This window comes from Thioclava sp. ISO4, assembly GCF_058105145.1.
This window is the reverse complement of the sequence record NZ_CM176571.1, coordinates 2,928,211-2,950,147: the sequence shown is the minus strand read 5'-3', so window position 1 is coordinate 2,950,147 and position 21,937 is coordinate 2,928,211. Positions and strand designations below refer to the sequence as shown.

17 protein-coding genes are annotated in these 21,937 nt (G+C 65.1%); 7 read left to right on the top strand and 10 right to left on the bottom strand.

Translation table 11 applies throughout. From position 1 onward, the window contains the following. Positions 1-117 precede the first annotated feature (117 nt). From AC2TZ7_RS14450 to AC2TZ7_RS14440, 3 genes are all read right to left on the bottom strand, one after another. Positions 118-1,803, bottom strand: a complete 1,686-nt coding sequence (locus tag AC2TZ7_RS14450) for a methyl-accepting chemotaxis protein (protein ID WP_489864763.1) — start codon at positions 1,801-1,803, stop codon at positions 118-120. A 70-nt stretch (positions 1,804-1,873) separates the two neighbouring features. After that, positions 1,874-2,170 (bottom strand): hypothetical protein, encoded by a 297-nt coding sequence (locus tag AC2TZ7_RS14445; protein ID WP_078540530.1) that lies wholly within the window; start codon positions 2,168-2,170, stop codon positions 1,874-1,876. A 184-nt stretch (positions 2,171-2,354) separates the two neighbouring features. Then, a complete protein-coding gene (locus AC2TZ7_RS14440) occupies positions 2,355-3,125 on the bottom strand; it encodes a DsbA family protein (protein WP_489864762.1) in 771 nt (256 codons plus the stop codon). A 204-nt stretch (positions 3,126-3,329) separates the two neighbouring features. On the opposite strand from AC2TZ7_RS14440, the gene AC2TZ7_RS14435 reads away from it, so the two are divergent. The 3 genes from AC2TZ7_RS14435 to AC2TZ7_RS14425 all read left to right on the top strand — a co-directional run bounded on the left by AC2TZ7_RS14435 (position 3,330) and on the right by AC2TZ7_RS14425 (position 8,620). Beyond that, positions 3,330-4,469, top strand: a complete 1,140-nt coding sequence (locus AC2TZ7_RS14435; protein ID WP_489864761.1) for a pyridoxal phosphate-dependent aminotransferase — start codon at positions 3,330-3,332, stop codon at positions 4,467-4,469. Positions 4,470-4,670: 201 nt separating this feature from the next. Continuing rightward, on the top strand, positions 4,671-5,885 hold the full coding sequence (locus AC2TZ7_RS14430; RefSeq protein WP_489864760.1) for an N-acetylmuramoyl-L-alanine amidase: 1,215 nt from the start codon (positions 4,671-4,673) through the stop codon (positions 5,883-5,885). A 167-nt stretch (positions 5,886-6,052) separates the two neighbouring features. Next, a complete protein-coding gene (locus tag AC2TZ7_RS14425; RefSeq protein ID WP_489864759.1) occupies positions 6,053-8,620 on the top strand; it encodes a penicillin-binding protein 1A in 2,568 nt (855 codons plus the stop codon). A gap of 124 nt (positions 8,621-8,744) precedes the next feature. Here the strand turns inward: AC2TZ7_RS14425 and AC2TZ7_RS14420 are convergent, their stop codons facing one another. From AC2TZ7_RS14420 to pyrC, 3 genes are all read right to left on the bottom strand, one after another. Next, on the bottom strand, positions 8,745-10,244 hold the full coding sequence (locus AC2TZ7_RS14420) for a replicative DNA helicase (protein WP_098411221.1): 1,500 nt from the start codon (positions 10,242-10,244) through the stop codon (positions 8,745-8,747). 235 nt (positions 10,245-10,479) lie between these two features. Then, entirely contained in the window at positions 10,480-11,157 is a 678-nt protein-coding gene (locus AC2TZ7_RS14415; RefSeq protein ID WP_078550681.1) for an orotate phosphoribosyltransferase, read from the bottom strand. Between the two features lie 108 nt (positions 11,158-11,265). Next, on the bottom strand, positions 11,266-12,306 hold the full coding sequence (gene pyrC / locus AC2TZ7_RS14410; RefSeq protein ID WP_489864758.1) for a dihydroorotase: 1,041 nt from the start codon (positions 12,304-12,306) through the stop codon (positions 11,266-11,268). A gap of 173 nt (positions 12,307-12,479) precedes the next feature. On the opposite strand from pyrC, the gene AC2TZ7_RS14405 reads away from it, so the two are divergent. Then, a complete protein-coding gene (locus AC2TZ7_RS14405; protein ID WP_489864757.1) occupies positions 12,480-12,692 on the top strand; it encodes a hypothetical protein in 213 nt (70 codons plus the stop codon). 93 nt (positions 12,693-12,785) lie between these two features. On the opposite strand, the gene AC2TZ7_RS14400 is transcribed toward AC2TZ7_RS14405, so the two are convergent. The 3 genes from AC2TZ7_RS14400 to AC2TZ7_RS14390 all read right to left on the bottom strand — a co-directional run bounded on the left by AC2TZ7_RS14400 (position 12,786) and on the right by AC2TZ7_RS14390 (position 17,587). Next, positions 12,786-13,724: a phosphoadenosine phosphosulfate reductase gene (locus AC2TZ7_RS14400; protein ID WP_489864756.1), complete on the bottom strand. Its 939-nt coding sequence runs from the start codon at positions 13,722-13,724 to the stop codon at positions 12,786-12,788. A gap of 176 nt (positions 13,725-13,900) precedes the next feature. After that, complete coding sequence (locus AC2TZ7_RS14395) at positions 13,901-14,944, bottom strand: glycosyltransferase family 2 protein (RefSeq protein ID WP_489864755.1); 1,044 nt, start codon at positions 14,942-14,944, stop codon at positions 13,901-13,903. Positions 14,945-15,271: 327 nt separating this feature from the next. Beyond that, a complete protein-coding gene (locus AC2TZ7_RS14390) occupies positions 15,272-17,587 on the bottom strand; it encodes a glycosyltransferase family 2 protein (RefSeq protein WP_489864754.1) in 2,316 nt (771 codons plus the stop codon). Between the two features lie 797 nt (positions 17,588-18,384). Between AC2TZ7_RS14390 and AC2TZ7_RS14385 the strand changes: the two genes are divergently transcribed. After that, positions 18,385-19,146: a hypothetical protein gene (locus tag AC2TZ7_RS14385; RefSeq protein ID WP_489864753.1), complete on the top strand. Its 762-nt coding sequence runs from the start codon at positions 18,385-18,387 to the stop codon at positions 19,144-19,146. Positions 19,147-19,328: 182 nt separating this feature from the next. On the opposite strand, the gene infC is transcribed toward AC2TZ7_RS14385, so the two are convergent. Next, positions 19,329-20,162, bottom strand: a complete 834-nt coding sequence (gene infC / locus AC2TZ7_RS14380) for a translation initiation factor IF-3 (protein ID WP_489864752.1) — start codon at positions 20,160-20,162, stop codon at positions 19,329-19,331. Between infC and AC2TZ7_RS14375 the strand changes: the two genes are divergently transcribed. After that, the gene (locus tag AC2TZ7_RS14375; RefSeq protein WP_489864751.1) at positions 20,104-21,087 is read left to right on the top strand and encodes a hypothetical protein; all 984 of its coding nucleotides are present in this window, start codon (positions 20,104-20,106) and stop codon (positions 21,085-21,087) included. The genes infC and AC2TZ7_RS14375 overlap by 59 nt on opposite strands. Before the next feature lie 142 nt (positions 21,088-21,229). Further along, positions 21,230-21,910 (top strand): FAD-binding oxidoreductase, encoded by a 681-nt coding sequence (locus AC2TZ7_RS14370; protein WP_489864750.1) that lies wholly within the window; start codon positions 21,230-21,232, stop codon positions 21,908-21,910. Positions 21,911-21,937 lie beyond the last annotated feature (27 nt).

The following is a 21,937-nucleotide window of genomic DNA, read 5'->3' as shown; positions in this document are numbered from 1 at the left end:
GTCCTATCCGGTTCGCAGCCGATCGTGATCGACTTGCCGCGTCGTGTGCCTCGGGAAGCGGCATGGTCCTCGCCGCTGGCAGGTTGCTGCGTTCCGGCTATTGAACCGGTGCAGTCGTTAGCTCGCCCGCGCAAGCGCTGCTCGGTCCTCCATCACAGCGGGCGAGGTCGAGAATTGCGTCACGGCTTCGCGGAGCGCCTCGGCGAGGTCGTCGAGCATTCTGCTCGCCGCGGTGGTTTCTTCGAACATCGCGACATTCTGGCGGGTGGCGTGGTCGAGCTGTTCGACCGAGCCGTTGATCGCCGCGAGGGTGCGGGACTGTTCCTCGGACGAACGCGCCATCTGGGCGACGCGCTGCGAAATCTCTTCGACCGATTTCACGATGCCTTCGAGCGAGGCGACGGTCTTGCTGACCAGTTCGACGCCGGTGCTGACCTGTTGGCCCGAGGCTTCGATCAGCGCGGTGATCTCTTTTGCGGAGGCGGAGGAGCGCTGCGCGAGGTCGCGCACTTCAGAGGCGACGACGGCGAAGCCGCGACCGGCCTCACCTGCGCGAGCGGCTTCCACACCGGCATTGAGGGCGAGCAGGTTGGTCTGGAAGGCGATATCGTCGATAACCGAGGTGATGCGCTCGATCTGTTTCGAACTGGTTTCGATTTCGTTCATTGCACGGATCGACTCGCTGACCACCGCAGCGCTTTCCTTGGCGACGGTTTCCGCATTGCTGGCGGCACTCGCGGCCTCGGCTGCCATTTTCGCACCCGATTGCACCGAGGAGGTCAATTCGTTGAGCGAGGCGGCCGCATCGGCAAGGGTGCCCGATTGCTTCTCGGCCCGGGTGGAGAGCGCGGCCGAGGCAGCGCTGATCTCGCCGATTTGTTGGCGGATGTCGACGCTGTGGCCGGTGACGAGGGCGATGGCGCCTTCGAGTTGCTCGATCGCCGTGTTGAAGTTGACGGCGAGCCCCGCATAGTCCGCATCGACCCCGCCGAGCCGGGCTTTGAGGTCCTTGCGCGAGAGCTGTTGCAGCGCGATTTCGAGCGCCTCGACGACGCGGGTCTGGCGTGCTGTGGTTTCGGCGCGTTCCTGGGCGAGATCTTCTTCGGCCAGGCGGGCGAGGCGGGTCGCTTCTTCGACCTCGCGCGCATTGCGTTCAGCATCGATGCGCAGCGCCTCTGCCTTCTGCGCTGCCTCGCTGGCGGCGTCCTGCATCTGCTGGGCGCGTGTGGTCTCTCCCTCCGCTTGGCGACGGGCTTCGTCGGCTTGGGCAGTGGCGTCGATCGCCTCTGCCATACGCTCTTCCATCGAGCTCTCCATGCGGCGGCGGTTGAGCACGGCATAGACGAGCACCGCCGTTTCGATGGCGACGGTCGCGCCGTGGAAAAGCGAGCGCGAGACATTTACCCAGATATCCGCGCTGGGATAGATCAGGCTGGGCGTCAAGACAGAAAGCGCAAGGTGATGCACCACCACAGTTGCGGCGGCGAAGAAGATCGCGCGGGTGTCGACCATCACGATCAGCACGGCCATCAGCGCGAAAAAGGAAAGGTGAGCGTCGATTTGCCAGGGATGCCCGGAGAGCGCGGCGGTGAGGGCAACGGCCTGACCGATCACCCCTTGCGCGAGGATGGTGTTGCCGCGCTGCCGATCGCGCATTCGCCACCCGAGCAGAGCGGCAGAGGCGAAGACCCAGGCGGTCACGCTGGCCACGAGGAAGGCCGTGCCCACCAGATAGGCGGCTGCCGTGACGATCGCGGCCATGGCGACTGTCCCGAAGGCCAGCAATTTCCGCACCTGGCGCATATGCGCGTCTTTCTGTGGCGCTTGCACAGTGGTCGGCCCAGCGGTGTTCCCGTCAATCATCAGAGGTCCCTCAAATCTCGGCCGCCCCGCAGAGCCAGGCCATCTTCTTGGCGTCGAGAACGACCCATGCGCCCGCCGCCCGCAGCCGGGCGAGCGTGCCCGGCGCATCTGCTGCCGCGAATTCCCCCAAGGGCGCGCGCACCGGTCCCACGGGATGCGCCCCTGCGGCGGCGATCACCTGATCGGCGGCGCGCCAGGGCGGGACCACGACGAGGTAAAGCCCCGGTCGGTCCTCTGGCAGCATGCCGAGGGCGGCGATCGGTGCGCAGAGCACCGAGAGGGTCATAAGCAGTAATTCGAGTCGCATCACAGTCCTTTTCGAGGGCAGGCTACGCCCGATCCATTAACGGCCCCCTAAGACGTGAAAACTTCGGACTCTCACGGTAAACGACATGAAAACGCCGCCCGGATCGCGATGGACCCGGACGGCGCTGGCAGCTTTGAAAAACTCAATCCGAAGAAGGCTTTGTGCGGCGTTCTTCAGATGCGGATCACTCGGCGTTGCGCTCTTCTGCGACCATTTTCGCCATCGCCGCTTCCGGCGCGTAGCCGCGCAGCAGCTGCCCGCCGATCACGAAGGCCGGGGTGCCCGAAATCGCCATGCGCTGTGCCAGCTGGTAGTTCTGACGCAGCACCTCGGTCACCTTGTCGTCGTTCATCTGCTTGAGGATCGGAGCGGGATCGAGGCCCTGGTCCTTTGCGATCTGGCTCAGGCTCTCGACGGTGAGATTGCCGCGCGCCTTCATCAGCGTGTCGTGCATCTTCGCATAGGCGTCGTCGCCGTCGATCTGCTTCGTCGCGACCGCGAAGCGCGCCGCCAGTTCCGACTGCTGGCCGAGGATCGGGAACTCCTTGACGATGAAGCGGATATTACCGTCTTTCGAGATCAGGTCCGAGACCTCGTCATAGGCTTTTTTGCAGTAGGTGCATTTGTAATCCATGAACTCGACGACGGTGATGTCGCCATCGGGATTGCCGCCGACCCAGCTGTAACCGTCCTCGAAGATATCCTTCGCATTGGTCTTGATCAGCTGCTTGTCGTTATCGGCCTGCTGCGCCTGTTGCTTGGCTTCCAGCTCGTTGATCGCCTCGACCAGAACCTGCGGATTGGCCATCAGATACTCGCGCACGGCGTCGCCGAAGGCGGATTTCTGGCTGTCGGACATGTTGGCGAAGTCGAAATCCTGTGCGGCTGCCGGGGTGAGCGGGGCGGCCGTGGCGAGCGCGGCGAAGGCGGTCGCGGCCAGAAGCGTGCGGAGCATGGGCGTATCCTTTGGATCGGGTCCTGTTGGTTCGCAAGCAACCTGACCGCTCGGGCGCGCGGGATCAAGAGGGCGTTAGCGCGCAGGGCGCGGCTTCATCGCGAGGCGCGCGGCGGCAGATGTGTGCAGTGACGCCGCATTGACGCTCGGACGGCTTCGGCCTAACCCCTTGGGCGAAATCTCAAGCGGCAAGGAGTTGGCAGGATGCGGCAGTCGAAACGCGGGCAGGTGGAACCGTTCATCGCGATGGATGTGCTGCGCATGGCGGCAGAGGCGGAGGCCGCGGGCCGCGACATCGTGCATATGGAAGTGGGCCAGCCGGGCACCTCCGCGCCAAAGGCCGCCAAGCGCCGTCTGGCCGAGGCGCTGGAGACCCAGCCGATGGGCTACACGGTCGCGCTGGGGCTGCCCTATCTGCGCGAGGGGATCGCGAAGCTCTACAAGCGTTGGTACGACATCGATCTGGATCCCGCGCGCGTGGTCATCACTTCGGGGTCGTCCGGGGCGTTCCAGCTGGCCTTCACGGCGCTGTTCGATGTGGGCGACAAGGTGGGGCTGGGCGAGCCGGGCTATCCGAGCTACCGCCAGATCCTCAAGGCGCTCTCGATCGAGCCGGTGGGCATTCCGACCGAGGCGCAGAACCGCTACCAGCCGACGCCCGAGGAAATCCCGGACGATCTGGCCGGGCTGATCGTGGCCTCGCCGGGCAACCCGTCGGGCACGATGCTGGGCAAGCCGGAGCTGCAGGCGCTTATCGAGCATTGTCAGGCCCGCGACATCGCCTTCATCTCGGATGAGATCTATCACGGGCTGCAATATGAGGGCCGTGCGGTCTCGGCGCTGGAGATTTCCGACGACGTCTTCGTGATCAATTCCTTCTCGAAATATTTCTCGATGACGGGCTGGCGCGTGGGCTGGATGGTGGTGCCGGAAAGCCATCTGCGCACGGTCGAACGCCTCGCGCAGCACATGTTCATCTGCGCCCCCCATGCGAGCCAGGTGGCGGCTCTGGGCGCACTGGAGAGCCTCGACGAGATGGCCGAGAATGTCGCGCGCTATGGCGAAAGCCGCCAGATGCTGCTCGAAGAGCTGCCGAAGATGGGCTTCACCCGGATCGCGCCGCCCGATGGGGCGTTCTACCTCTATGCCGACGTGTCGGAGCTGACCGAGGATAGCGCGGCTTTCGCTGCGGAAATCCTCGAGAGCGTCGGAGTGGCGGTCACGCCGGGGATGGATTTCGACCCCCATCGCGGCGCGCAGACGATCCGGTTTTCCTATGCGCAAAGCCCCGAGCGGGTCGCCGAGGGGATCAAGCGGCTGCGGAGCTTTATGGAGAACCGCTGAGGTTGCGATGAGGGGTGAGCCGGGTCAAACGGCCTTCCTGTGGAAGGACGTCCGGCGAACGCCCGTAGCGCAAGCGAAGGGCCAGACGGGCGCGGCCCGGGCTGGTCGCCCGCGCCGAGTCAGCCCCATTCGCCCTTTGCTCCGCGCGACCCCGGCCGCTATAGTGCCCGCAAAACGAAAGCGCATAAAAACGGGGCGCGTATGATCGGGCGGTTCATTCTACTTCTCGCGATGTCTCTCGCGCTGGCTCTGCCTGCGCGGGCGCAGGACCTGTCGGCCTTGGCGCAATATGTGCCCGACCGCAGCCAGATCGCGCAAAGCGGCGATAAGGTCGCGATCACGCTCGGCATCAGTCAGCCCGTGCCGTATCGCGCCTTTCTGCTGGCCGATCCCTACAGGCTCGTCATCGACTTCCGCGAGGTGAATTTCGGCGCCAACCCGCCCGAAAACCTGCTCAAGGGCAGCGATGCGATCAAAGGTCTGCGCTGGGGCAAGTTCCGTCCCGGCTGGTCGCGGATGGTGGCCGAGCTGGCCCATCCGATGCGCCTCGTCACCTCGGAGGAGCGCACCAAGGGCGACCCCGAGATCGCGCTGACGCTGGCGCAGGTGCCCGCGGTGAAGTTCAGCCCGCGCAAGGGGGCCGCCGATTCCGCCCTGTGGGATCTGCCGCAACCCGCGCCGACCGCCGCCCCGCATCGCCGTCAGGACGGGACGCGGCCGCTGAAGGTGGTGCTCGATCCCGGCCATGGCGGCATCGATCCGGGGGCGGAGGATGGCGGCGGGCATGAGGCCGATATCGTGCTGGGCTTTGCCCGCCAGCTGCGCGACGCGATGCGCCGGGCGGGGATGCAGGTGGTGATGACCCGCGATCAGGACGTGTTCGTGCCGCTCGAGACCCGTGTGACGGTGGCGCGCGCGGCGGGGGCGGATCTCTTCATCTCGCTCCACGCGGATTCCATCGCCGAAGGTCGGGCGACCGGCTCCACGATCTACCGGCTCGCCGATCACGCCGAAACCGAGGCGACCCGCAAGCTGGTGCAGCGCCACGACCGCGACGATATCCTCGCAGGTGTCGATCTGAAGGGGCAGGGCGATGCGATCACCCATATTCTCGTCGATCTGGCGCGGCGCGATACGCAGCCGCGCTCGGTCCGGCTGTCGCAGGTGCTGGCGGGCGCGATCAAGGGGGCGGGGCTGCATATGCACAAACACCCGGTGCAGGGCGCGAATTTCTCGGTGCTGAAATCGCCCGATATTCCTTCGGTCCTCGTGGAGCTGGGCTTCCTGTCCTCGCCCGCCGATCGCGCGCGGCTCAAGGACCCCGACTGGCGCGCACGGATGGCCGCGGCGCTCACCAAGGGCGTCGAGACATGGGCGCAGGGCGATGCGGCCGAGGCCAAGCTTTTGCGCCAATAATCGCGTTTTGTTCCCGGTCTGACGCGCGGTCATCCGCCCATTGGGCGGGATTGTGACCACGCGGAGTCTTCTCGGAAGCGTGAGCGCACATTACTTTGACCGTCACGAAGGCGCGATGTATAGGCTGGCGCGATGGGGTGATCTGCCCCGAGGCAAGGGGTGTATCAGTGATCCGTTTCATTCTCGGCTCGATCGGCGGCGTGTTTTCCTGGGTTGTGACCGGGCTGTTCTTTGCCGCGCTCACCATCGGGGCGATCTTCTGGATCTATTCGCGCGATCTGCCGAGCTATGACCAGCTTGCGCAATACCGCCCCAAGACCATCTCGCGTATCTATAACGGCGACGGTCGTCTGATCGACGAATTCGCCGAGCAGCGCCGCCTCTTCGTGCCGATCCGCGACATTCCCGACCGGGTGAAGGGCGCCTTCGTCTCGGCCGAGGACAAGAATTTCTACATCCACCCCGGTTTCGACCCGCGCGGGATCGCGGCGGCGATGTTCACGGCCGTGAAGTCGGGCGGGCGCGACGTGCGCGGCGCCTCGACGATCACCCAGCAGGTGACGAAGAACCTGCTTCTGTCCTCGGACCGCTCGGTGGAGCGCAAGATCAAGGAACTGATCCTGTCCTCGCGCATCGAGCATGTGCTCAGCAAGGACCGCATTCTCGAGCTCTATCTCAACGAGATCTATCTCGGCCAGAACTCCTACGGGGTCGCCGCTGCCGCGCAGACCTATTTCAACAAGCCGCTCGCCGATCTGACGGTGGGCGAGGCCGCCTATCTCGCGGCGCTGCCGAAGAAACCCGCCGATCTGCATCCCGTGCGCGACTACAAGACCGCCGTGGATCGCCGCAACTACGTGCTGCGCCGGATGTATGAGGATGGCCGGATCGACCGCGCCACGATGGAGGCGGAGCAGAACAAGCCGCTGAAATCGGTGCAGAACGGCGATTACGCCCCGTTCCGTGCGCAGCTTCCGCCGCGCGACTATTTCACCGACGAAATCCGCCGCCAGCTGTCGAAGAGCTTCGGCGAAGAGGAATTCTTCGGTGGCGGCCTCACGATCCGCGCGACCGTGAACCCCGATCTGCAATCCCATGCGACGAAGGCGCTGCAGCATGCGCTGGAGAAATACGACCGCGAGCAGGGCGTCTGGCGCGGCACCGGGGCGAAGATCGCCGAGGATAAGCTCGGCAAGGAGGCCGACTGGCGCGCCGCGCTCTCCGATGTCTCGACCGCGAAAGCCCCGCGCGACATCGACGGCTGGCACCCGGCGGTGGTGCTGGGCTTCGAGGGCGGCTCGGCCCGGATCGGCATCGAGGGGATCGAGGAAGACAAAGACGGCCACTGGATTCCGCCCGAGGACGTGACCTGGGCGCGCAAGCTGAAAGACGACGGCAAGCTCGGTCCGCGCGCGAAACGGGCGCAGGACCTGCTGGAGACCGGCGACGTCGTCGAGGTCCGCGCGATGACGAAGGATAGCGATGGCTCCTTCATCCGCTGGACGCTGCGTCAGGTGCCGAAGGTCGAAGGCGCCTTCATGGCGATGGACGTGAATACCGGCCGCGTGCTCGCGATGCAGGGCGGCTTCTCCTATCAGTCCTCGGTCTATAACCGCGCCACGCAGGCGATGCGCCAGCCGGGTTCGAACTTCAAACCCTTCGTCTATGCGGCGGCGCTGGATTCCGGCTTCTCGCCCGAGACGATCGTGGTCGACGCACCGATCGAGATCAACACGCCCCAAGGCATGTGGCGCCCGAAGAACGCGTCGAACAAATATTACGGCCCGACGCCGATGCGCACCGGGCTTGAACACTCGCGGAACCTGATGACGATCCGGATCGCGCAGGAAATCGGCATGGAGACGGTCGCGGCCTATGCCGAGAAATTCGGCGTCTACGACCATATGCGCCAGTTCCTCGCCAATGCGCTCGGCGCGCAGGAAACGACGATGTTCCGCCTGATCTCGGCCTATGCGATGTTCGCCAATGGCGGCGAGCGGGTGGAGCCGACGCTGGTCGACCGCGTGCAGGACCGCTATGGCCGCACGATCTACCGCCACGATCAGCGCAGCTGCGCCAATTGCGAGGATCCGAACCTGCCCGAGGGGCAGGGGCCGAAGATCGTCAGCCACCGCGACCAGATCATCGACCCGATCACCGCCTATCAGATGATCTCGCTGATGGAGGGCGTGGTGAAGCGCGGCTCCGGCTACGGCGTCGACCTGCCGGTTCCGATCGCGGGCAAGACCGGCACCACCAACGACGCGAAGGACGTGTGGTTCACCGGCTTCAGCTCGAACATCGTGGCCTCGTGCTACATGGGCTACGACAACCCGCGTAGCTTGGGCCGTCACGCCTATGGCGGCACGCTCTGTGTGCCCGTGTTCAACGAGTTCATGCGCGAGGCGATCAAGGAATTCGGCGGCTCGAAATTCAAGGTTCCGCCGGGCGGTACCTGGGCGAAGTTCAACCGCTATACCGGCGAGCGTCTGGACGACAGCGCCACCGGCGAATTCGTGCAGGCGGAATATCTGCGCCCCGGTCAGGACATGTCGGGCCTCGGCTCGCTGGTCGTCGATGGCGGCTTCGCGATGGGCTCGAACCTGCCGCTCTTTGCGCAGGGCGAGCGTGACGATGCGGGTTCCACCACGGTCACCACCTCGACCGGCCAGCAGAAGGTCATCCCGAAGAAGAAGGCCGATTTCGGCTCGCTCTCGGCAGGCGGCCTCTACTGAGCGCGCCGCGCGTCACAACCGACAGACACTAAAAAAGGGGGGCGTTGGCCCCCCTTTTTCCGTTTCTGCTCGATTATACATGCCAGAGCCCTCCGGCGCCGGGGGCCGCGCCCCCAAGCCCCGCTCAGAACCCTTCGTTGCCGTCGCCCTGCCACGGCTTGGCCAGATCCGAGAAGCGCGTGAACTGGCTCTCGAAGGCCAATTCCACCGTGCCGATCGGCCCGTGACGCTGCTTGCCGAGGATCACCTCGGCCTTGCCGTGCACGCGCTCGGCCTTCTGCATCCATTCGGCGAATTTCGGGTCGTCTTCCGGCGGCTTGAGACGCTCGTGATAATATTCGTCGCGATAGACGAACATAACCACGTCGGCATCCTGTTCGATCGAGCCGGATTCGCGAAGGTCGGAGAGCTGCGGGCGCTTGTCCTCGCGGCTTTCCACCGTCCGCGACAGCTGCGACAGCGCGACCACGGGGATGTTCAATTCCTTCGCGATGGCCTTCAGGCCCATCGAGATCTCACCGATCTCCTGCACGCGGTTGTCGCCGCGACCCGAGCCGCGCAGCAGCTGCAGGTAGTCGACGATCACCACGTCGAGCCCATGCGTCCGCTTCAGGCGGCGACACCGCGCGGCGACCTGACCGATCGGCAGGGCGGGCGTGTCGTCGATATAGAGCGGGCATTTCTCCAGCGCCTTCGCGGCCTCGACGAAGCGGCGGAATTCGCTCTCCGTCATGTCGCCGCGGCGGATACGCTCCGAGGGCACTTCCGAGGCTTCGGAAAGGATACGCGCGGCCAGCTGTTCGGCGCTCATCTCGAGCGAGAAGAACCCGACCACGCCGCCTTCGATCGCGCCCTCGACCCCGTCATGGCGCATGCCCTTCTTGTAGGCCTTGCCGATATTGAAGGCGATGTTGGTCGCAAGCGAGGTTTTCCCCATCGAGGGACGCCCTGCGAGGATCAGCAAATCCGACGGGTGGAAGCCGCCGAGCTTCTTGTCGAGATCGACCAGCCCGGTCGAGACGCCGGCAAGCCCGCCGTCGCGCTGATAGGCGGCGTTGGCCGATTGCACGGCCTCGGTCACAGCCGACAGGAACGAGGTCCAGCCCTTCTGCGCCTGACCCTCTTCGGCAAGATTATAAAGCCGCTGCTCGGCGGAGGCGATCTGCTCCTTCGGGTCGTCGTCGATCTGCGGCTTGCCCGCGCGCGACGAGATATCCTGACCCAATTCGATCAGCCCGCGCCGCACCGCCATCTCGTAGATCATCAGCGCGTAGTCACGCGCCGCATAGGCCGAAATCGCCGCCCCCGCCAGACGCGCCAGATAGGCCGGCCCGCCCAGTTCCTGAAGCCCCTCATCGTCTTCGAGATAGGCTTTCAGCGTCACCGGCGAGGCGAGCGCGTTCTTCTGGATCTTCGCTGCCGCGACCTCGTAGATGCGCTGGTGCACCGGCTCGTAGAAATGCTCCGGTTTGATGACGGAGGCGATCCGGTCGAAGATGTCGTTATTGGTGAGGATCGCGCCCAGAAGCTGTTGTTCCGCTTCGATATTATGGGGCAGTGCGGTGCCCTCTGCGGGCAAATTTCCGGGCTGTCCCTCATCGGGTCGTTGTGCCTGATCGTTCATGTACCTGCCTTGGTGTCCCCGTCCCTCTGCGCGGTCTTCTAGCCGCAGTCGGGGGAAAAGGGAATCTGGATAAGATTGGGGAAAACCCCGCTGTTTCAGCGGAGTTTTCGGAATTTATGGTGTTTGCCCGTAGGAAGCCTACCACATCTCGCGATCATTTTCGAAGCGCGAGATTCGCCGCCAAAACGCTCCCCAGAGCATCCACAGGATCATCCACAGGAATCTCCGGGCTGTTTCAGCCCTTGCGCGCGTCCTGCCACGGGCGCGGATCGCTCAGGAAGGCTTCGACCTCGTCAAGCGTTTCCTTCGAGAAGCTGCCCTGTGCGCGCGCTTCGGCCAGCACATCCCACCAGGTGCACAGGTGATGCAGCTCGACGCCATGTTCGCGCAGGTTCGGGACCGTCTCGGGGAAAATCCCGTAGTAGAAAATCACCGCGGTATGGCCGCAGCTCGCGCCGGTGTCGCGGATCGCGTCGACGAAGCTCAGTTTGGAGCCGCCATCGGTGGTCAGGTCCTCGACCAGCAGAACGCGCTGGCCTTCGGTCATCGCGCCCTCGATGCGCGCGTTGCGCCCGTAGCCCTTGGGTTTCTTGCGCACATAGGTCATCGGCAGGGCCAGACGCTCGGCCACCATCGCGGCGAAGGGAATGCCCGCCGTCTCGCCGCCTGCGATATTGTCGAAGGCCTCGAAGCCCGCCTCGCGCATCACCGTCACGGCGAGGAAATCCATCAGGGTCGAGCGGATACGCGGGAAGGAGATCAGCTTGCGGCAATCGATATAGGTCGGCGAGGGCAGACCGGAGGCGAGCGTGAAGGGCTCGTCGGCATTGAAATGCACCGCTTCGATTTCCAGAAGCATCCGCGCGGTCAGGCGGGCGATTTCTTCTTTGCTGGGGAAGGAGCTGGGGATCATCATCTCGTCCTTATCAAGGCTGGTTTCGGCTTGGTCTAAATATCCCCCGCGGAGCGTCCGTCGGCAGGCCCGGGAGCCTCCGGCGGGGATATTTCGAGCAGTTGGAAATCAGCGTTTTACATGCCAATGGACCGGGAAACCCGGATCGAAGAGGGTGACGGGGCCGGCGCCGGTCTCGATCTTGGCGGGCCAGCTGTTGGGCTGGTCGGTCTTCTCGAGCGTCAGCGTCGCCTCGTTGACCGGCAGGCGGTAGAAGGCGGGGCCGTTGCGCGAGGCAAAGCCTTCGAGCTTGTCGAGCGCGCCCTCGGCTTCGAATACATGCGCCAGAAGCGGCATCGTATGGGTGGCAGTGAAGCAGCCCGCGCAGCCGCAGGCGGTTTCCTTGGCGGCGTCCACATGCGGCGCAGAGTCGGTGCCGAGGAAGAAATGCGGATTGCCCGAGGTCGCGGCCTCGACCAGCGCCAGCCGATGCGTCTCACGCTTGGCCACCGGCAGGCAGTAGTAATGCGGTTTGATCCCGCCCACGAGGATATGGTTGCGGTTGATGATCAGGTGATGCGTGGTGATCGTCCCGCCCATGTCGTCGCCCTGCGCGGCCACGTAATCCACGCCGTCTTTCGTGGTGATATGCTCCATCACCACGCGCAGGCCGGGGGTCTTGCGCCGGATCGGGTCCAGCACGGTCTCGATGAAGACGGCCTCGCGGTCGAAGATATCGACTTCGGGGCGGGTCACCTCGCCATGCACGCAAAGCGGCAGGCCGATCTCGGCCATCTTCTCCAGCACGCCGCGCACCTTGTCGAAATCGCGCACGCCCGAATCCGAGTTCGTCGTGGCGCCCGCGGGATAGAGCTTCACCGCCTTGACCAGACCGGAGGCGGCGGCCTGCGCCACATCCTGCGGATCGGTCTTTTCGGTCAGGTAGAGCGTCATCAGTGGCTCGAAATCGCTCTCCTCGGGCAGCGCCTTCAGGATGCGCTCGCGATAGACGGCCGCATCGTCACCGCGCACCACGGGGGGCACGAGGTTCGGCATGATGATCGCGCGGGCGAAATCACGGGCGGTTTCGGGGGCGACACCTTCCAGCATCGCGCCATCGCGCAGATGCAGGTGCCAATCGTCGGGGCGGGGAAGGGTGATCGTGCTCATGAGAAAAGTCCTTAGCCCGAGGCTGCGTGCAAATCCAGAGGGAGCGCGCATGCCGCACTGCAGCATTTGCATGGCGGGGATGCGGAGATGGCGGTACCACTGGCAGCAAGCCTGACCTAAATTCAGTGCCAAGGGAGAAAACGACCTGAACGCTGAACCTCAGGAGGTTTCCAATGGCATTCGTTACCACCGCCCATGGCGGACAATCGATCTTCGCCCGCATGGGCCACGCAATCGCACAAGGCCTCGTCGCCTATATGCAGCGCCAGTCGCGCCAGGAGCAGATCCGTGCGCTCGACGCGAAAAGCGACGCCGAGCTGGCCGAGATGGGTCTGACCCGTGACGGCATCGTGCGCCACGTGTTCCGCGACCGCTTCTATATCTGATCGCGGTCCGGGGCGCCCGGGCGTCTCACATTGAAAAAGGGCGTGCCCCAGCCGGGGCGCGCCCTTTTTATGTCTCAGTCTCTCAATCGGGGCTCAGGCCGCGCCAGCCCGTTCTTGTGGCTCCGGCAACTCGATTCCCTGCTCGGCGAGCTTCTGGGCGAGCGCCTCATAGCGGTTGCGGAATTTCGGACGGTTCTGGCTCGTCCCGACGGCGCGGCACAGGATCGCTTCCAGCACCGGGCGGCGCGCGCGGCGCAGGTGGTCGACCAGCCGGACCACGTAGCGTTTCGAAAGTCGCCGGGCGCGGAAGAAGGTCCAGAACAGGGACGGGGTCAGCTTGCCCGCGCCCGCAGCGATCAGAACCTCGTCGAGAATATCCATATCGAGCAGCCCCGCCGCCGGGTCCGGGCCGATATGCCGGCACGGCATCAGCGACACGCAAGGCCGCGCGAACAGCGCCGCGTGCATCGCGTCGAGCCGCTCGAACGGGTCATAGAAGACGAAGGCCCGCTCCGCACCGTCGAGCATTTCGGGCGCGAAGCCGTAGCGATCGGTGAAGGACATCCGGCGGGTCTGCGGGAACCGGTCATCCCAGCCCGCGAGTGTCGGATCGAGCGTCGCCTGCGGTGCGAGCGCGATCACCGTGGCGCCGGGTGCCGCGACCGAAAACGCGGCCGCCGCATAGCCGCAGGGACCGGCGCCGAAGAACACAACACGGTCGAAATCTTCAAAGAAGGCTTCATCCACCAGCCGGTCGAAATAGGCATAGATGGCCGGGTCGCGGAACCAGCTCTCGTCCGAAGCGATCACGCTGAGCGCGGACCAGCCCTCATCGCGGGCGATCTTGTAGCCGAAGGGCAGGGCCTCTTCGGGATCGGCCTCGATCTGCGGTCGGGTCTCGAAGCTGACGATCAGGACGGGCGAGTCGTCGTGGAACAGCACTTCGTGATCGGCCCCGAGCGGCTCGTAATAGCCGGTCTCGTCCGCGATCTTTTCCAGCCGTGCACGCCAGTCCGTGTCTGCCTTGTTCACCTTCGCCTCTTTTCAGCTTTCGTGCGCGCTTCGCGTGCTGCGGGCGCGGGCGGGACACCGCCGGTTCTGCTCAACCAACGTATCACCGCAAGAAAGGGGCACAAATAGGAGCCAAGCGAGGAATCTGCCGCCACATTTCTTAACAGGCAACAATTGGCGCATTTAGTGGCGTTTGTTCACGATTGCTCGGAAATCGCCGCTTTTGCGAGGCGAACCATGAGTTTAGCGGCTTGCGGCGAGAGCGGACGGCTTGGCGGGCAGAGCAAGAGCCGTCCGAAAAGCGCGCGGTAAGGCTCCTCGCGCAGAAGCGTGCGGGCCTTCGCCTTGCGCCACGTAACCGCCGCATTGTGCAGTCGGGGCAGGTCGGGATCGGCGGTCAGCTCGGCGAGCCGCGCTTGCGTGCCCGCATCGTGGCGACGGATCGAATCGTCCTCCACGTCCGAGAAATTCCGCTCCACCCAGTAGGACATGTCGAAGGCGCCTGCCTGCCGGTTCGAGCGGCCGCGGTCGCATTTCACGAGGTAGCCCTCCATCGACCCAAGCGGGTAATGGTTGAGCTGAACAAGGTCGTAAGGCGCGCTGCCGGGCGGGGTGAACAGCTTCTGGCGCTGATATTGCGGCGGCAGTTTGCGTCCCGATCCGTCGACCCAGAGCGTGCCCGCCAGCTTGTCGTCCTGCGGCGCGCGGGGGCGATGGACACCGAGCTTGGCATAGGCGCCCGTATTGGCAAACAGCGTCTTGAACATCGACGCGCGCCACGGCCAGAGCATGTCCGGCGGCGCGCAGCGGGGGAATTGCTGCGTGACGGGGCGATCCTCGAAGCCGACCACGCCGCAATTGCCGAACAGCCGCCATGTCATCGCGAAAGCGGTGGCCTGCGGGACGGCTTCGATCAGCGCGTCCAGCGTGCCGTCGCCGGTCTTTATGGTGACGAATTCGTCAACGTCGATCACCGCGATCCAGTCGGCCTGAGCCACCAGCGGATGCGCATCGGCCTGTTTCAGCGCCGCCCATTGCGGGCCTTCCTTCCACGGGCCGGGATTGGGCACATGGGTCAGCCAGCCGATCTCCTGCAGCCGATCCAGCATCGCATCGGTGCCGTCGTCGCAGTCATTTGAAAAGACAAGGAAATCCGTGAAGCCAATGGCGCGGTGATGGGCCAGCCATTCCAGCAGAAACGGGCCTTCGTTCTTGACGGATGTGATCGCGAGCGCACGCATGGGCGGAGTGTGCCCGCCCGCAGTCATGCCCGCAAGGACCAAAGGGTGGCAGCGAAACGGCGAAGGCATGCATGCACGACGCGCGGGAGCCTCCGGCGGGAGTATTTCGGGCCAGATGAGAGGGCGTTCACGCCCTCCGCACGGGGCCTGTTTGCAGCAGCCGGCGGAGGGCGCTTCACCTGGCGCGGCCATCGGCTCTCCAGCCTGTTCCGCGAGATCAACGCTGCCAGTTCGCGTTTACTGTCGCGTTAAGATTGCCCCTTCATCTGGCGAAAAATACTCCCGCCGGAGGCTCCCGCATGTGCCACAAACGCAAAGGGCTGAGACTCAGTGCGTCGCCTCGTCTGGCGCCTCGACGGTGAAGAAGAAGTCGTCGGGCAGATCGCGGGCATGCAGATCGTCGGGGATCACATGCGGGCCGGTGTTGAACACGGCCGAGCCGAAGACATGCAGCATCCGCGAGAGCGCCTCGAAGCGCTCCGAGGTCAGGGTTTCGTAGAACTCGCGCTGATCGGGGCGCGCCATCAGTTCCTCGATCTTCGCGCGGTGGCAGGCGACGGAATGGTGATGCGCGGCGGCGATCTCGGGATCGGCCATCATGCGGTCGAACTCGGCGCGCGCGGCGGGCAGCATCCGCTGGATCGAGCGATCCTCGACCGCGTTATGGTTCATCCGGAACCAGTAGTTCAGCCCCTGATCGCGATCGACATGGTTCACCCGGCCCCGGTCGCGCTTCACGAGGAAGCTCTCGGCCGAGCGCACCGCGTAATGGTTCAGCTGCACCCAGTCATAGCCATAGGTGTCGAGCGTCGAGCGCCAGCCATTGCGGAACATCTCGCGCGGCATCGGCTGGCCCGAGCCGTTGAGCCAGTTCACCTGATCCCAGAGGTCCGGGTTCAGCCCCTTGGGACGATGGACGCCCAGCTTCTTGTAGAGCGCGATATTGCGAAACAGCGTCTTGAAACCCCAGGCCTGATGCGGCTTGCGCACGATCTCGGGGGCGCAGCGGGTGAATTGCCCGGTGATGAAGCTGTCCTTGAATTCATGGACATCCGCATTGCCGAACAGTCGCCAGGTCAGCGCGATCATGTTCGCCTCGCCCATCGCCTCGTAGAGCGATTTCAGCGTGCCGTCGCCGATCTTCACGTTGATGAACTCGTCCACATCCATGCAGATCGACCAGCCCGCCTTGGTGATGACCGGTTCGGTCTCCGCCGCCGCCAGCGCCGCGTGCTGCGGCTTCATGTCGACCATCGTGCGGAACGGGTTCTCGCGGTGTTGGACGTAGCCCTTGGCCTGCAGCAGGTCGAGCATCGTATCGGTGCCGTCGGTGCAGTCGTTGGTATAGACGAGGAAATCATCCACGCCGATCGCGCGGTGATAGGCGATCCATTCGAGGATGAAGGGACCCTCGTTCTTCATCGTGGTGACGATGGCGGTGCGGCCTGCCTCGACGGCCTGCGCGGGCGCGTCCTTCACCTTGGAGACCGGCGGGCGCACCGGCTTGAACCCCCAGATGTCGCGCGACAGATGCAGCAGCCGTTCGTCCTCGATCAGCGAGGTCTTGGGGGCGAGTTCCGCAGGCGAGGTCCCCGGGACCCGCAGCGCCATCGCGCGCCAGAAGCCGTAGATCAGCCCCGGATCGGGGCGGCAATAGCTGACACGCAGCAGTCGCCACGTATTCTCGAGCCCCGCCTTGCCGGGCGCGCAGCCCCAGCGGGCGATACCGCGCCGCGCGTCGAACTGGCGGCAGATATGGTCGGGGAAGCGCGCGGGCTGATCGTTGCGCACGCGCCAAGGGTAGATGCGGCGGCCCACCAGAAGGATCACGCCGTTTTCGGCCTCTTGCGTGGCCTCGAACGCCGAGGGCTGGCCCGGCTCGCGCGCGGCCAGCAGATCGGTCACGTCGAGCACCAGCACCGAGGCCGCCTTCGCGAAGAAGCGCCATTTCGCGATCTCGAAGATCAGCGCCTGTCCGAGCGGGCTGCGCTGCGGATCGGGGGTAGGCGGCTCCATCCGGTCCTTGCCGGGCGCGTCGGGCGCGAGGAAGACATGGTTCTCCGGCCCCATTCCCGGCTTGCCCAGCGGCAGCGGGCTTTCGAGGATCGCGACCGGCAGGTCCAGCTCGCGCAGCGCCATGCCCGCCTCAAGCGCATCGGCGAAACTCTCGCCGGTGCCTGCGGGGCTTTCCTCGGGCGCGCGGTTCACGATCACCGCGCCCGTCGCGCCGTGATGGTCGTGATGCCAGCTCAGCCAATCGAGCACCGTCTCGACGCTCTCCTCCAGCCGCAGCCCGAACAGGCAGTTGCGGCCTTCGAACATATCCCAATCGGGGGCGGCGGGGGGGATCTCGCGCAGGGTAGGGCCGTCCGGCCCGGTCATCGCGGCCTGGATCGGGCCCGGCGCGGTCGGCTCGTAAATCGCCATCACCGCGCCCGCGACATTGCGCCCCTCGGCCAGATGGGCAGCTCCGGGCACGGCGTCGAAGCTGAGATCCTCGGCCTGCGCGGGGGCGGCGAAGAAGGCCCGCAGATGGTGACGGGGCCCGAGATCGGTGTCCTCGGTCCAGCCCACCGCGTCGAGCAGCGCGGGCTTGCCCGTTTGCGCCTGCATCCTGCGCCGGATCACTCGTTGCTTGCCCATGTCGATCTCGAAACTGCCTCTCGTTCCAACTAGCACGCAGGGGGCGACGCGATAAAGAGCGCGCAATTGCCGGTAACCCGATTCCGGGCCGCGCCTGTTCGGGTTTCGATTTCGCCTCCGAACGGGGCGATTTCGCGCGGTGGGAATGGCGAAACCGGGGCAATCGCGGGGGCACGCACGCAAGACCGGATGGGACGGGAAGAAAAAGGCACTGAAAGTTCGGTCGGGGCGACTCGCTCGCGTGATCGCGCCGTGTGTCTTGAGAGCCCGAAAAGACAGGTCCGAAGGCGGGGCGTCGGGCTTCTGGTAAGGTTTTCCTCACACGCGGCTCACCGACCCTGTCAGAAACGTGACCATTGGAACAGTTTGTCGCAGTTCAAACCGGATGAGTTTTGACCTAAGTCAAGTTCAGCACACGGATACTCCCATATCACAAGTGCATCGGGTTCTTGATCTCCCTGACGCGGCCCAAACCGCACAGAACCCGACCCGAGGAACAGACGTTCTCCCTCGTCTTTTCCCCAAAATGCGCCGCGGGTCTCCCTCCCGCGGCGCTTTAATTTTTTGGGGTGTCCGCGAAGCGTTTTGGTCCGCTATGCGCGCTGTGCGAAACTCGCGGCACGCGCGAGTGCCGTTCCCTGTGCCAATGCGTCCCGATGGGGAGGATGCGACCTGTCGGGGCGGGACGCGGGCTCCGGAAAAACATACATCTTATTGACTACAATCAACGCAGGCCGCGGCCTCGCATGTTCTCCTAGCGCCGACGCCAAGGCGTCGTGAATTAGGAGGAAATGGAAATGCGCAATTCAATTTTCACGAGTAAATCCCGCACCTCTCTCGTCGCTATTGCAGCGGCACTGGGGCTTGCCGTCGCATGGCAGGCACCGATCAACGGTCCGTTCAGTTCCGCGGCCTATGCCCAAGGATCCGGCGGCCAAGGGAGCGGCAGCGGAAGCGGAAGCCAAGGCGGTCAAGGTCAGGGCAGCGGGGGCTCGCAGAGCGGGCAGTCTCAAGGCCAAGGTCAGGGCGGACCCGGCGGCGATGCCGAGGGCAAGGGGCCGCAAGCCGGGGCGCCTTCTTCGTCGGGTGGCGGCAAGCCGACCTGGTCGCAGGAAGGTATTCCGGAGGTCGAACTGGGGCGTCTGAACGTCGCGCGGTCGCCGGGACATGTGCTCGATCAGGCCTATGAAGAGGCGCTCGCGTCGATCTCGCCCGAGATGGTTTCGTTCTACAACCTCTCGCTCGACAGCGCGATCGAGGAGCTTTCCCTGAACTGGGACAACGTGACCTTCATCGACTCCCCGCTGCAGAACCTCGCGCTGCTGCAGGCGACGCTTGATGGGAAGACGCCGCTTTCGAGCGATGGCGTGACGAATGATGCTGACACGCTCGCCGCGATCTTCCTTGGGGCGGCGTCGGACAAGACCGTTCCGATCTCGACCGATACGGTGATCGCCGTCACGCAAATCCTCGGGGTGCCGGTGACGGGGGCTGCGGCCGAGTCGCTCGCGGCCGATGCCGAGGCTGTCCGGATCGCGATCCTCGCCGGCCATGGCTGATCGCGCCTGATGCGCCAAGACCCGGGCCCGCCTATTGGCGCGGGTCCGGGTCGCGCGTGCTGCCGAGTACGCCAATCGGTTGATCTCTTCATCCCCCGAAATGCGCGAACCGCCCGCGACGGGCCATGAAAAAACCCTCCCGGTGAGGGGAGGGTTCAAACCATCTCGCGATGCTCGGGCGCTTATTTCGCCGGGGCGATCATCATCACCATCTGGCGGCCTTCGAGCTTGGGCATGTTCTCGACCTTGCCCAGTTCGCCCACATCGGTGCGGACGCGGTTGAGCAGCTCGAGACCCAGATCCTGGTGCGCCATTTCGCGACCACGGAAGCGCAGGGTGACCTTCACCTTGTCGCCGTTCTCAAGGAACTTCACCACGTTGCGCATCTTGACGTCGTAATCGTGCACATCGGTGCCCGGGCGGAATTTGACTTCCTTGATTTCGATCGTCTTCTGCTTCTTGCGGGCTTCGGCTTCGCGCTTTTGCTGTTCGTATTTGAACTTGCCGAAATCCATGATCTTGCAGACGGGCGGATTGGCGTTGGGCGAGATCTCGACGAGATCGAGCCCGGCCTCTTCGGCCATGGACATCGCTTCGCGCGGGGTAACCACGCCGACATTCTCGCCTTCCGCGCCAATGAGTCGAATCTCGTTCGCGCGGATACGGCCGTTCACTCGGGGGCCGGTGTCACGGGTCGGCGGGGCGTTATGGGGTCTGCGGGCTATGGTGGGAATCCTTCTGTAGCCATTAAGTAATTCGGCCGAAAAGATAGTCCTGCGCGCCGCCGTATTCAACCGCAAAGGCGCGGGAACCGAGCGGGGAGGATTCGCGTTGTCTTCTGCCGGGCGGGGCCAAGGTGATCGCGGTGCAATCGCAGGCCGCGCGGGTGGCTGAGCCCAGTGGTCGAGGCAGGGCGTAGAGTGCCCGCAAAGAGAGACAATCAAGGGAAATAGCGCGATGAACAAGCTTGTGGCAGCGGCGATCTTGGTGCTGGCGGTGGCCGCCGGACTGATCATCCTCAATACCGATATCGCGGACGGACCCGAGACGTCCGATGCGACCACGAACGCGACTACGGGCGCTGAGAACGCCGACAAGAGCGTGGCCGAGAAGGCCAGCGATGCGGTGAAGTCCGCGGGCGAGTCGGTGAAGGCCGCCGCCGACAAGGCGAGCCAGGCGGCGTCCGACGCCGCCGATAGCGTGAAGGAAAAAGCCTCGGGCGCGATGGATGCGGGCGCAAACGCGGCGGCGGATGCTGCCGATGCCGCGAAAGAGGCGGCGCAGAGCGGGGCCGATCAGGCGCAAAGCGCCGCCTCCGACGCCGCCCAAAGTGCGGCCGACACCGTCTCGAAAGCGACCGAGACCGCGCAGCAGGCGGCCGGCGACGCGAGCGATGCGGCCAAGGATGCCGCCTCGGCTGCGAGCGAGGCCGCGACAGCCACGATGAATTCCGCAAGCGATGCGGCCAGCGCGGCGGCCACCGATGCCGCTGATGCCGCAACGGCGGCGGCGGAAGCTGCCGCGAAGGCTGCGAATGCGGCCGCCTCGGCGGCCAGCGGCGCTCAAGAGGATGCGACCGATAGCGCGGTCGAAGGCGCGAGCACGGCAGCGAAAGCCGCAGCCGAGGCCGCCAGCGAAGCCGCAAATGCCGCGGCCGACGCCGCAGCCGCCGCGACCAATGCCGCGCAGACGGCTACCCCGGCAGCTACCGCGAGCGGCGGCGACACGCAGGCATCGGTGCCCGCGCAGGGTGTGATGGCTGCGGCGAAGGCGCTGACCGTGGAAGGGTTCGACGCGGACCGCGTGATGGATATCGTCGACACGTCCGAGCTGCCCGAGGCCACGAAGGCGCAGTTGCGCACGGCGGTGCAGAGCGCACGCGACAATCCGCAGCTCGTCGAAGGCGTGGTCGATCAGGTTCGTGCGGCGCTGGGCTTCTAAGCCCCACCTGCCGCCACATCCGATGACACCGAAGGGCCGCGCGAAATCCCCTCGCGCGGCCCTTTTCTTTACCCATTCGGCGGGCGGGGTGGGAACGCCTGCGCAACACCTCGCGTTCGCTCTTCAACGAAAGGAGCCCGCCATGAGCACCCGTCTCGAATTGCAAAGCATCACGCCCGTCACCCATGACACGCATCACCTCGTCTTCCCGCGCCCCGAGGGGTTCGACTTCGCGCCCGGTCAGACGGTCGATCTGAACCTGACCCGCGAAGGGTGGGCCGACGAGCAGCGCCCCTTCACCTTCACCAACCCGGTGGATGGCGACACGCTGGAATTCGTCATCAAATCCTATCCCGACCATGACGGCGTGACCGAGCAGATCGCGACGCTCACCCCCGGCGAGGCGGTGGAAGTCTCCGATCCGTGGGGTGCGATCAAGGACGAGGGCCCCGGCACCTTCATCGCAGGCGGGGCAGGGGTGACGCCCTTTATCTCGATCCTGCGCGCGCGTCTGGCCCGCGAAGGTACGCTGGAGGGCTGCCGCCTGATCTTCTCGAACAAGACGGAAGCCGACATCATCCTGCGCGACGAGTTCGAGGCGATGGAGGGGCTGGAGACCGTCTGGACCGTCACCGGTCAGAGCGATCCCGGCAAGGGAGTCATTTCGATGCATGTCGATCGCGGCTTCCTCGCGCCCTTCGTCGAGAAGGAGAGCGGCAAGTTCTACGTCTGCGGTCCCGACAAGATGGTCGACGAGATCGAAGCCACGTTGAAAGACCTCGGAGTGGCGGAAGATCGCATCATCCGCGAGGATTTCGACTGAGGCTGTCCGATCACGTCTAAGTGCCCT

Excerpts from the sequence above, each read along its gene's own strand:
- AC2TZ7_RS14390 (WP_489864754.1), bottom strand. The coding sequence starts at position 17,587 with ATGGGCAAGCAACGAGTGATCCGGCGCAGGATGCAGGCGCAAACGGGC.
- AC2TZ7_RS14445 (WP_078540530.1), bottom strand. The coding sequence starts at position 2,170 with ATGCGACTCGAATTACTGCTTATGACCCTCTCGGTGCTCTGCGCACCG.
- infC (WP_489864752.1), bottom strand. The coding sequence starts at position 20,162 with ATGATCAGTCCGGCGGCCACCGCCAGCACCAAGATCGCCGCTGCCACA.
- AC2TZ7_RS14395 (WP_489864755.1), bottom strand. The coding sequence starts at position 14,944 with ATGCGTGCGCTCGCGATCACATCCGTCAAGAACGAAGGCCCGTTTCTG.
- AC2TZ7_RS14440 (WP_489864762.1), bottom strand. The coding sequence starts at position 3,125 with ATGCTCCGCACGCTTCTGGCCGCGACCGCCTTCGCCGCGCTCGCCACG.
- AC2TZ7_RS14435 (WP_489864761.1), top strand. The coding sequence starts at position 3,330 with ATGCGGCAGTCGAAACGCGGGCAGGTGGAACCGTTCATCGCGATGGAT.
- AC2TZ7_RS14430 (WP_489864760.1), top strand. The coding sequence starts at position 4,671 with ATGATCGGGCGGTTCATTCTACTTCTCGCGATGTCTCTCGCGCTGGCT.
- AC2TZ7_RS14375 (WP_489864751.1), top strand. The coding sequence starts at position 20,104 with ATGAACAAGCTTGTGGCAGCGGCGATCTTGGTGCTGGCGGTGGCCGCC.
- pyrC (WP_489864758.1), bottom strand. The coding sequence starts at position 12,306 with ATGAGCACGATCACCCTTCCCCGCCCCGACGATTGGCACCTGCATCTG.
- AC2TZ7_RS14415 (WP_078550681.1), bottom strand. The coding sequence starts at position 11,157 with ATGATCCCCAGCTCCTTCCCCAGCAAAGAAGAAATCGCCCGCCTGACC.
- AC2TZ7_RS14420 (WP_098411221.1), bottom strand. The coding sequence starts at position 10,244 with ATGAACGATCAGGCACAACGACCCGATGAGGGACAGCCCGGAAATTTG.
- AC2TZ7_RS14450 (WP_489864763.1), bottom strand. The coding sequence starts at position 1,803 with ATGCGCCAGGTGCGGAAATTGCTGGCCTTCGGGACAGTCGCCATGGCC.
- AC2TZ7_RS14385 (WP_489864753.1), top strand. The coding sequence starts at position 18,385 with ATGCGCAATTCAATTTTCACGAGTAAATCCCGCACCTCTCTCGTCGCT.
- AC2TZ7_RS14370 (WP_489864750.1), top strand. The coding sequence starts at position 21,230 with ATGAGCACCCGTCTCGAATTGCAAAGCATCACGCCCGTCACCCATGAC.
- AC2TZ7_RS14405 (WP_489864757.1), top strand. The coding sequence starts at position 12,480 with ATGGCATTCGTTACCACCGCCCATGGCGGACAATCGATCTTCGCCCGC.